The organism is Alteromonas sp. 07-89-2 (assembly GCF_013113925.1).
Classification (GTDB): domain Bacteria; phylum Pseudomonadota; class Gammaproteobacteria; order Enterobacterales; family Alteromonadaceae; genus Alteromonas; species Alteromonas macleodii.
The window spans coordinates 25,138-34,783 of the sequence record NZ_VTYM01000034.1; the positions used below are offsets into that span (position 1 = coordinate 25,138).

Below are 9,646 nucleotides of genomic sequence, written 5' to 3' on the forward strand. Positions count from 1 at the left end.
AATTAAAACAAAACACACACTACCTAAATAAAAGCTATTCCCATTTAGATGGTTATATTATAACATTGCAGCACAATTCTAATGTATAGCTTCTCCAAACAATGCAAACAAATTCAGTGATATGCGCAGATGCGCTTACCGTGCGTGTTGACGATCGCACGCTTTTAGACAATCTCAATTTTAATGTAGGAAAAGGCGAAGTATTTGCACTTTTAGGTGGAAATGGCGCAGGTAAATCCACCACACTTAAAACTTTTTTAGGGCTTATGAAGGCAAGTAGCGGTAGCGCTACTGTATTAGGGCATAATGCCTCTACCCAGCCAAATCAAGTTCAAAAGTCTGTTGCCTACTTACCCGAATCTGTCACCTTATATGGCCATCTTTCTGGCGTAGAAAACATTCGTTATTTCTTGTCAGTGGCTGGAGTCGATAAGTCTGACGACGATATGTTCGCCGCACTTCGCAAGGTCGCACTTCAAGAAGATTCGTGGAATAAGGCGCTATCTAATTATTCAAAAGGCATGCGTCAGAAGACCGCAATTGCCTTGGCGCTACTGCGCAATGCGCCTGTACTGTTCTTAGACGAACCTACATCTGGGCTAGATCCAGCAGCCATCGACGAATTTAATGCGCTAGTGTCAGAGCTGGCAGCGGGTGGCGCTACTATTTTTATGGTTACCCACGACGTTTATGGTGCCTGCCAAGTTGCCCATCGAATTGTGCTTTTAAGTAATGGCAAATTAACCGGTTCTTTCGAGCGTGCTGGCGATACGCCAATAGATACTGAAGCCGTTCACGCAGCATTTGCAGGGCGTAATGTATGATACTGAATGTTGCTAAAATTATTTGTGCAGAACAGTGGCGCTATTGGATGCGAACAAAAGTAGCAGCGACCGTTTTATTGCTAGGCGCTATGCTTACCATAGCTGCACTGGTAGTTAACGCCTTTCACATCGATGAGGCTGCCCACACCAGAGACCACCTTCAAACAGAAGCTGAACAGCGCTTTGAGGCTCAGCCCGATAAGCATCCTCATCGCATGGTGCATTATGGTCATTATGTATTTCGTACCCCCACGCCACTGAGCGTAATTGAACCGGGTGTCGATACCTACACAGGGAACGCTATATTTTTAGAAGGGCACCGCCAAAATAGTGCGATGTTCGCCGAGCAGCGCCAATCCGCAGGACTTACACGCTTTAGTAGTTTAACACCCAGCTTTTTAGCTTTGGTTCTTGCACCTTTATTTATTATTCTAATTGGCTACGGCTGCGTGTCACGTGAACGCGAAGCCGGCACGCTAACCTTGCTGCTTTCTCAAGGCACCACCCGTTGGCAATTGCTCTTAGGGAAGCTTCTGGCGCTTATAACCGCTAGCAGCTTATTTTTACTCCCGCTACTGCTTGCCTGTCTTTATGTCGCGTTTTCAAACGAAAGTGCACTTGTTGTAATACTCTTTTGCCTTAGTTATGTGGTTTACTTTTTACTGTGGGCCACGGTAGTCACTGCGTGCTCGGCCATATTTGAGAAAAGCAGCGTTAGCTTCACCGTACTTGTTGTCATTTGGATGAGCGCTTGTGTGCTGCTTCCTCGTTTAGGGAGCAGCGTTGCCACAAACATTGCCCCTTCAATGGGAAAACTTGAAGCCGATTTCAAAGTGGAAGAAAAGCTTAGAAGTTTAGGTGACGGTCATGACGTTAACGATCCTGCATTCAAAAAGCTAAAAGAAGATTTACTCGCTAAATACAATGTAGATTCAGTTGACGACTTACCCGTTAATTTCAGGGGCATTGTCGCCCAGTACTCCGAAGGTCGACAAGCCAAAGTGCTTAATGAGTTTGCTGAAACCCGCATGACTGAAGAGTTGGAACAAGCCCAAATAGCACGGCAGTTTGGCTGGCTTTCGCCGACGGTTGCGGTGCGCTCTATTTCTACGATCCTTGCGGGAACCAGCCTCGAGACACACCACCGCTTTTTAAGGGAAGCGGAAACGCTAAGACTTGAGTTTGTTCAGGCTTTGAACAAGGTTCACGCTGAAAAACTCGATTACAAGTTAGATATGAACCGCAACGCCAGTGAAGAAGCAGCAGACAAAGCTGTGGTTGGCGCAGATAACTGGGCAATCTTAGCAGAGTTTGATTTTAAACCAGAAGCAGGAAGCACACGCATTAGTAACGCGTTGATTTATTTTATTCAGCTGTTGCTTTGGATGGGACTTACCGCACTACTTCTTCAAGCCGCAGTTAGGAGGTTAAATCCATGATGCGTTATAGCGATATTAAACGAGAAGCGGGTTTCGTATTTGGTCATCGTCAGATAAAACTAACGCTTTTGGTCGTGTTTCTTTTAAGCTCGGTGTCGTTGTGGTCTGGCTATTCGGAAATGCAAGAGCAGCAAGCCACTATAGAGCGCTTGTTAGAGAAAGATGAAACAGAACGCAACGCTGTCCTTACTCACCAATCTAATTATGGCATGGTTGCCTATTACGCCTTTCATTTGACCTATGCCCCGCCCTCGCCGTTGGCGTTTGCTGCCGTAGGAGAGCGCGATGTGTTTCCGTGGAAGCACCGTATTAGAATGCTAGCGCTGGAAGGTCAGATTTATGAAAGCGATACAGACAATCCGGAGCTTGCTTTCTTAGGGCGTTTTGACTTTGCTTTCGTTACCAGTGTGTTGTTGCCTCTGTTTATCATTTTGCTCCTTTACGACTTAAAAGCGAAGGAACGCGAAGCCCGCCGTTTTGACTTGCTCAATGTAACCGCACGCAATTCACATGCTATTTGGTCATCACGCGTATTGGTAACCCTGGTTCCCTTGACACTAGCTACACTTATTCCGTTTATTGCCTTTAGTGTAGTGAATGGCGCGTCTGTGTTTCAAACAGTAACGGTTTGTACCATCGTCATTGGCAGCATAATTATTTGGAGCGCTATTGTGCTTGCTATAGGTGCTGCTAAGCGTTTTGCTAATTTCAGCGCCACGCACCTAGCTTCAATCATGTTAGGTGTATGGCTTGTCACAACGGTTATTGTGCCAGTTACTGGGCACACCATCATTAATGCGTCGGTTGATACACCTGAGGGCGGCGACATTGTGCTCACGCAGCGAGAAGCCGTTAACAGTGCATGGGACAAACCTGTTGAACAAACATGGGAAGCGTTTATTGAAACTCACCCACATTGGGCGGATAAAACCGACTTTGATCCACAGCGAGACAGTTCATTTAATTGGAAGTGGTATTACGCATTTCAACAAGTTGGCGACCAAACGGCAAAGGAACTTTCAGAGGCTTATCAAGCCGCCACCTTACGCAAAGATAAAATTGCAAGCTATGTTGCTCTGCTATCCCCGTCTTTGTTAACGCAACGCTTATTAACGAGTGCGGCTGATACCGATGTTAAAGCCATGGTTAACTACGAAAATAACGTTCGTGAATTTCATGCGTCGTTGCGCAAATTCTACTATCATCACTTGTTTGAAGCCCCGGAGTTTTCTTCGGCCAGTTTTAAACAGCTACCTCAATTTTCACCAAAAATAAGAAAGACACAGGAAAACACTAATGAAGACTAGCTGGGTAAAATCTACCCTCGCCCTTTCTATCGCAACGCTTTTGAATGCGCCTGCAAATGCGCAAAACACTAATATTCAATCAGAAGCGGATGTAGAGAAAATTACGGTGCATGGTATGCACCGTGCGTATCAAGGGGCATTTGAATATAAAGAAGTGCCGGCAGCAGCGCAGGATATCGACCTTGGTCTCATCAATGATGCAGGCGCTATAAACCTTAACGACGCTTTAGACTTGTCCGCTTCGGTAGCCAGACAAAATAACTTTGGTGGCCTTTGGAACAGCTTTGCTATTCGTGGTTTTTCAGGTGACGAAAACTTACCTAGCGGGTTTCTGGTAAATGGTTTTAACGCAGGACGCGGATTTGGCGGACCTCGTGATCTTTCTGGCATTGATCATGTTGAAGTGTTAAAAGGCCCAAAAGCTGCGCTGTTTGGTCGCGGTGAACCAGGTGGAGCGGTAAACCTTGTTACAAAGCGCCCCCAGTTTCGTCAAGGTGGTGAAATTAATGCAACTTACGGAAGCTGGTCACAGAAGCGCATTGAGGCTGATGTACAATCGGTTGCAGGCAGTGCTGAAAATGTAGGTGTACGCTTAGTAGGCTTTTATGAAGATGCTGAAAGTTTCCGCGATACAGTAGAAACTGAGCGTTTTGGCTTTTATCCATCGGTTACGTGGGAAGCATCAGCAGACACCACGGTTACGTACGAACTTGAATACACCGAGCAAAAAATTCCTTTCGACCGTGGCGTAGTGGCCATCGATGGTGAATTGGGCCACCAGCCAATTGAAACCTTTACCGGCGATCCTAATGGCGACACCATTGATACTGAAGTGGTTGGTCATCAAATTGAGATTTCTCATAAACTTGCTGACGAATGGAACCTGCTTTTGGGTGCTGGCTTGCGCGATACCACTTTCGAGGGTAACGCATTAGAAAATAACTTTGGTGGTCGCCAAACGTTGTTTATCGATCCTAATCAAGCCTTGTTGTCTCGTTTTAAGCGCTACCGTAATTTCCAAACCGATTACTTCGTTTTACGCGGCGAAATAGCGGGACAATTCGATACTGGGTCGCTTTCACATCGCGTGATTATTGGTGCTGACTACGATAAGTTTGAAAATGATCAGATTATTCTGCGCTATCGCCCGCCATTCTTTTCAAGCGATACTGACATTAACGACTTGGACTTAGAACAGTACTTAGTGGTCGATATTTTTAATCCGGATTACTCACCACTTCCAGATGTGGAATTGTCTGATAACTTGGACCGTTTTGAAGTTCAGGAAGCGTGGGGTATCTATTTCCAAGACCAAATCAACATCACTGATAATTTCCAAGTTAGGCTGGGTGGCCGCTTCGATAAGTTCGAGCAGGAAATTGATAATCGCCTGGCGTCACCTGTAAGTACCACATCACAAGACGACACACGCTTTTCTCCACAAGTGGGTGCTGTTTATCTGTTTGATGACACCACAAGTGTGTACGCAACTTACGGTGAAGGTTTCCGTCAGCTGACGGGGTCGGATTTCGCCGGAAACCCGTTTAAACCTAACGAATCGAAATCTGCGGAAATTGGTGTTAAAGCCGACCTCACATCAATGTTTAACAATATACGGGGTGATATCACCTTCGCCGTGTTTAATATCGAGCAAAGTAACATCCTTGTTTATGATGATAGCCCTGAGGCGTCTGACGGTTTCTTTTTAACCCCTGCTGGCGAAGCGCGTAGCCGTGGTGTTGAGTTAGACATTAACGCTGAATTTGAAAATGATATTTCGCTTTGGGTGTCGTACACCTTCGTAGATGCTGAAAGTACAAACGATGCGGCGGATGCTAACTTTGTTGCAGCCATTGAATCTGGCGACCCTTTAATTAACGTTCCAGAAAACCAATTGAGCATTCAGTTAAGCAAGGGACTTACATTTGCTGATATGCCAGTACGTATCGGTTCAGGACTGTTGTATGTTGATGAGCGTTTAGGTCAAACCGCTACTGATTTCTACTTACCAAGCTACACCACGGTTCGTGCGTTTGCTGAAATAGAGCCTATAGAAAACTTATCAGTTAAAGTTGCAGTAGATAACCTGTTTGATGAAGAGTTTTATACTAACTCTTTCGCAGATGTGTGGGTTGAACCTGGTGCGCCTCAACGCTTTAGGCTTACCGCCGCCTATCGCTTTTAAGGTTTAAGGAGAGGCTTTTAAAGCCTCTCCGTTTATGATGTTCAGGTGTTGTTTTAACTAAATTAGGCGTTGTCACACGGCGGCCATTCACTCTCTTTTAATATTTGATTTTGAATAAGACGTTGACGCTTATTTTCAATAACCTGTTTTAATTCATCTCTAATTAATCTTACCGCTGGCGTAATAAGATGCCGGCTAGGCAGCATGAGCCACATTTCAGTTAGCGGTACGTGGTAACCAGTCAAAATACGCTGCAGCTTTCCGCTCAGTAAATCCCCCGCAACGTCTATACATGACTTTTTAGCGATCCCCTCTCCATCTACGCACCAGCGCCGAACAATATCACCGTCATTCACAGCGCGATTACTGTTCACTTTCACTTTAACTCTCTCGCCCTCGTTGATAAGTTCCCACGTATTGTGGGTTTGGTCGTAGAGTTTATAAAGAAGTGCGTTGTGCTGCGCTAAATCAGTCAAAGTTGTAGGCTCACCGTTTCTTTCTAAATAATCGGGAGACGCGCAAATCACATGCGGAATATTGCACACTTTAAAACCATACATCTGCGATTCTTTAACCGCTTCTTTTGTCATGGCTCTAAGTGCTACATCTACACCATCGCGGTAGAAGTCCACCCGACTGTCGCTCACATGTAATCGCAATGAAAGTTCTGGATTTTCGCGCTGCACTTTATTTAGCAGTTCACGCATTAGGTTGCGACCCATTTCCGAAGACATCGCCATGCGAAGCTCACCGTGAATGCTCTGCTTCTGCTCTGTTACTAATGCAAGGCCCTGCTGTAAGGTGTCGAGTGCTTGCTTTGCCATAGGCAAATACTGCTCTCCTTCAGGTGACAATCGAATTTTGCGTGTACTTCGCACGAATAGCGCTACGCCAAGCTGCTCTTCTAAACGTTTAACCGCCATACTTGCAGCAGATGAACTAATATCAAGTTTTATCGCAGCAGTGGTTATCGAGCCCACTTCAGCCACCTTTACGAACACAGACAGGTCTTCGGTTTTCATACTTCCCTCAACGTTTATTTCACTCTTTTGATTTCAAGGCAAAAAAGACAAAGTAAAATGGATCACCTCTATTATCCACATTTTCAGGAAAGTCTTTATTGATTTTGGTCGTTTATGAGACTTATTCGAAATAATAGACTGTGCCTGTCTGTTAAATAAAACCTACGACCAACAATTAGGAGGTTTGAATGAAACCAACGAAACGAAACAAACTTACAATAGCATCGCTATTATTGAGCACCTGTTTTCTTCTTTTTCCTAGCGCACACGCACAAGACAAAGTTATTGCAGCTAAGGATGCCGAATGGGGTTACTTGAATCCAGCCCGTGGCGACAAAAGCCCAGGAGCAGCAGACTTGTGGGGAGACAGAACAAAAGACACGGCAACGGGGATGTTAGTGCGATTTAACAAAGGCTTTGAATCGCCACCGCACATTCACAACATAACCTATAGAGGTATTGTGATTGAAGGCGAAATGCACAATGACGATCCAAACGCAGCAAAGATGTGGATGCCAACAGGTTCGTTTTGGACTCAACCTGCAGGTGAAGATCACACGACTGCAGCGAACGACAAAACCAACCTGATTTATCTAGAAATTGATGAAGGCCCATACCTTGTAAAGCCATCAAAAGAACATTTTGACAACGGTGAAAGGCCAATCAACGTTCACGCAGACAATATGGTGTGGCTGCACGAAACAGACACTGCCAATATTTCGGCAACAGGTGTTTCTTCAGCCTACCTGTGGGGAGATACACACTCACTTTATGGCTCGTTTGTTAAACTGCCTCAAGGCTTTGAAGGTGAGATAGTAGCGAAATCTGACGAATTCAAAGCAGTCGTAATTAGTGGGAGCTTGAAATATGACAACGTCAAAACGCTTGATCCAGGTAGCTATTTTACTTTGTCTAAAGGTGCACACTCACGCATTGAAAACGAAGGTAACAAGCCTTCAATCGTCTACATTCGTGCAACATCACCTTATCAAGTGAAAGATTCCAAGTGATAATAAATGTTAAGCATAAAAAAACGCCCATTTAAGGGCGTTTTGTTCAAGCAGGTTTATAACACAAGTGCTGTTACACTTCTCGACACGATGAAGTTACTCTAGGCTCAATAGTGCCAGCGCGTCTGTAAGTGTTACTGCTTTCAGAGTTTTCTTTTACGTTGCGTAAGTTGTAACGTATAGCAGCGGCATGACAGTCTTGGACATCACGATACTCCCTAACGAAATTACCCCGTTCGTCATAAAGTGCAATCGCACCGCTGTTAACTTCTGGTTGCTGCTGAGCGATTTCCGTTGTGTCACATGCCGCTAATAAAATAATTGACGCTGCCAGTAGTAATTTCATACCTAAGTTCTTCTATCTAATGTTACTTTTAAATGTAAACTAGATAATTCAACTAAGCAAATATATTGAATAAAAAGCAATCAATTGAGATTCTGCAGCACTCTGTCTAACCGTTTGTGTCGTATAGCGGCTCGTTAATTAAAAGCGATAGGCATTAGTACGTTTTTTTCAGCTCACGTACGCGGGGCATTTCCCCTCTTGCTTCGCGTATTTTCTAGGTATTCAGCAATCATAGAATAACCGTTTTGCCTTGCAAGCTGCTCTGGTGTATTGCCATCATAACCTTTCAAATCTAACCTAGCTCCTGCTTCCACCAATACTTTCGCTGCCTCTAAATGCCCATGCCAGAGAGCACAATTAACGCCAGAGACTGACACGCTTTTCTTGTATTTGGGATAGGTTTACTCATTGTCTCGCCTAACTTTTTAAATGCTTTTTGTCTTGGTTTTAAATTCTGGTTTTGGGTTTTTAGCACGTTGTTAATCCCTACAAAGGACTAACAACATAACTGTCGATGATTACTTTACCTTCGGTATCAATATGCACATGCCAGCGCTCTTTTACCTGTAGCTCAACCGATTCCCCTTTAAAGTCAGACGACTCAAATGTGTCAGCGCGAAGGTTAATTCGAAGGTCTACTATAAATCCATTGGGCTTCGCTGAATCAGCATCGGGTTTGATATCAATTTGATCTACACGGTGCTCACAGTTAGGTTTAAACGTCTTGCGTGCCTTCGCGTACCAGTCGTTGAATCCAGCATGGCCTTGAAATCGTCCCTCTGGCGCTTGCCAGACAACCTCCTCGCTGAGATTCGGTAGAAAAGCTTCACTTGACGCCGGCAATTGATCGAACTGCCCAAACCACGTCGTTACAAACTGTTTGATAAGCAATTCTGGTGAGTTCATCAAAACATCTATAGCATCGGCTACCCGCTTACCATGTTGGTCACCACGGGCCTGAACGTCTGAAAGCGTGTTGTAAACACCTTCGATGTATACCATGCGATGGCTGTAAATTGGCTTGTGGTACTGCATTTTTGCAAGATAAGCGAGCTGTTCTAGCGGGCGTAAGAATTCTTCTACACTGAAATGGTTATAGCCTAGCGGTCCATAAGACTCTTTTGGGCCACCTACCGAAATGGACAGTAAAAAATGTTTATTCGCCAGCTTGTCTCCTTCAGGGCCAAACGCAAAATTATAAGTAAATACTTGGTCAATCCAGCGCTTAAGTAAAGCTGGTACAGAATACCAGTAGAAAGGAAACTGCAGCACAATTACCTCAGCTTCAAGCAAGGCTTTTTGCTCTGCCTCTACATCAATTGGGTTGTTAGAATAAAGGGTGTCCAAACGTCTAACTTCAATGTCGTTTATGCGCTTAGTCAGGCTTTGCAAAATAGCGCTATTAGCATTGGACTGGTCTAAATTAGGATGGCCGGAGATAACTAATACTTTACTCATTACTTCTACCTTTGCGTGATAATTTTATGGTTGGTTCAAAGTGAACAGATAGAAG

General features: G+C 44.6%; 9 protein-coding genes. 5 read left to right on the top strand and 4 right to left on the bottom strand.

Annotation, left to right across the window (positions count from 1 at the left end):
* The first annotated feature begins 101 nt into the window (after window positions 1-101).
* From F0261_RS17915 to F0261_RS17930, 4 genes are read left to right on the top strand one after another with little or no spacing between them, the layout of a single operon-like run.
* The gene (locus F0261_RS17915) at window positions 102-824 is read left to right on the top strand and encodes an ABC transporter ATP-binding protein (RefSeq protein WP_014979182.1); all 723 of its coding nucleotides are present in this window, start codon (window positions 102-104) and stop codon (window positions 822-824) included.
* Entirely contained in the window at window positions 821-2,263 is a 1,443-nt protein-coding gene (locus tag F0261_RS17920; protein WP_014979181.1) for a DUF3526 domain-containing protein, read from the top strand. Before F0261_RS17915 ends, F0261_RS17920 begins: the two co-directional genes overlap by 4 nt.
* Window positions 2,260-3,570 carry a DUF3526 domain-containing protein gene (locus tag F0261_RS17925; protein ID WP_171338590.1) on the top strand — a complete coding sequence of 437 codons (1,311 nt, stop codon included), beginning with the start codon at window positions 2,260-2,262 and terminating at the stop codon, window positions 3,568-3,570. Before F0261_RS17920 ends, F0261_RS17925 begins: the two co-directional genes overlap by 4 nt.
* The gene (locus F0261_RS17930) at window positions 3,560-5,755 is read left to right on the top strand and encodes a TonB-dependent siderophore receptor (RefSeq protein ID WP_171338591.1); all 2,196 of its coding nucleotides are present in this window, start codon (window positions 3,560-3,562) and stop codon (window positions 5,753-5,755) included. The genes F0261_RS17925 and F0261_RS17930 overlap by 11 nt, the downstream gene beginning before the upstream one ends.
* A gap of 62 nt (window positions 5,756-5,817) precedes the next feature.
* Here F0261_RS17930 and F0261_RS17935 read toward each other — a convergent pair whose 3' ends face one another.
* Window positions 5,818-6,777 (bottom strand): LysR family transcriptional regulator, encoded by a 960-nt coding sequence (locus F0261_RS17935; protein WP_014979178.1) that lies wholly within the window; start codon window positions 6,775-6,777, stop codon window positions 5,818-5,820.
* A gap of 188 nt (window positions 6,778-6,965) precedes the next feature.
* Here F0261_RS17935 and F0261_RS17940 point away from each other — a divergent pair, with 188 nt between their 5' ends.
* The gene (locus tag F0261_RS17940; RefSeq protein WP_171338592.1) at window positions 6,966-7,787 is read left to right on the top strand and encodes a DUF4437 domain-containing protein; all 822 of its coding nucleotides are present in this window, start codon (window positions 6,966-6,968) and stop codon (window positions 7,785-7,787) included.
* A 73-nt stretch (window positions 7,788-7,860) separates the two neighbouring features.
* Here F0261_RS17940 and F0261_RS17945 read toward each other — a convergent pair whose 3' ends face one another.
* The 3 genes from F0261_RS17945 to F0261_RS17955 all read right to left on the bottom strand — a co-directional run bounded on the left by F0261_RS17945 (window position 7,861) and on the right by F0261_RS17955 (window position 9,591).
* Window positions 7,861-8,133 carry a hypothetical protein gene (locus tag F0261_RS17945; RefSeq protein WP_061485768.1) on the bottom strand — a complete coding sequence of 91 codons (273 nt, stop codon included), beginning with the start codon at window positions 8,131-8,133 and terminating at the stop codon, window positions 7,861-7,863.
* A gap of 173 nt (window positions 8,134-8,306) precedes the next feature.
* On the bottom strand, window positions 8,307-8,510 hold the full coding sequence (locus F0261_RS17950; protein WP_041449840.1) for an ankyrin repeat domain-containing protein: 204 nt from the start codon (window positions 8,508-8,510) through the stop codon (window positions 8,307-8,309).
* 109 nt (window positions 8,511-8,619) lie between these two features.
* Window positions 8,620-9,591, bottom strand: a complete 972-nt coding sequence (locus tag F0261_RS17955; RefSeq protein WP_061485767.1) for an NAD(P)H-dependent oxidoreductase — start codon at window positions 9,589-9,591, stop codon at window positions 8,620-8,622.
* Window positions 9,592-9,646 lie beyond the last annotated feature (55 nt).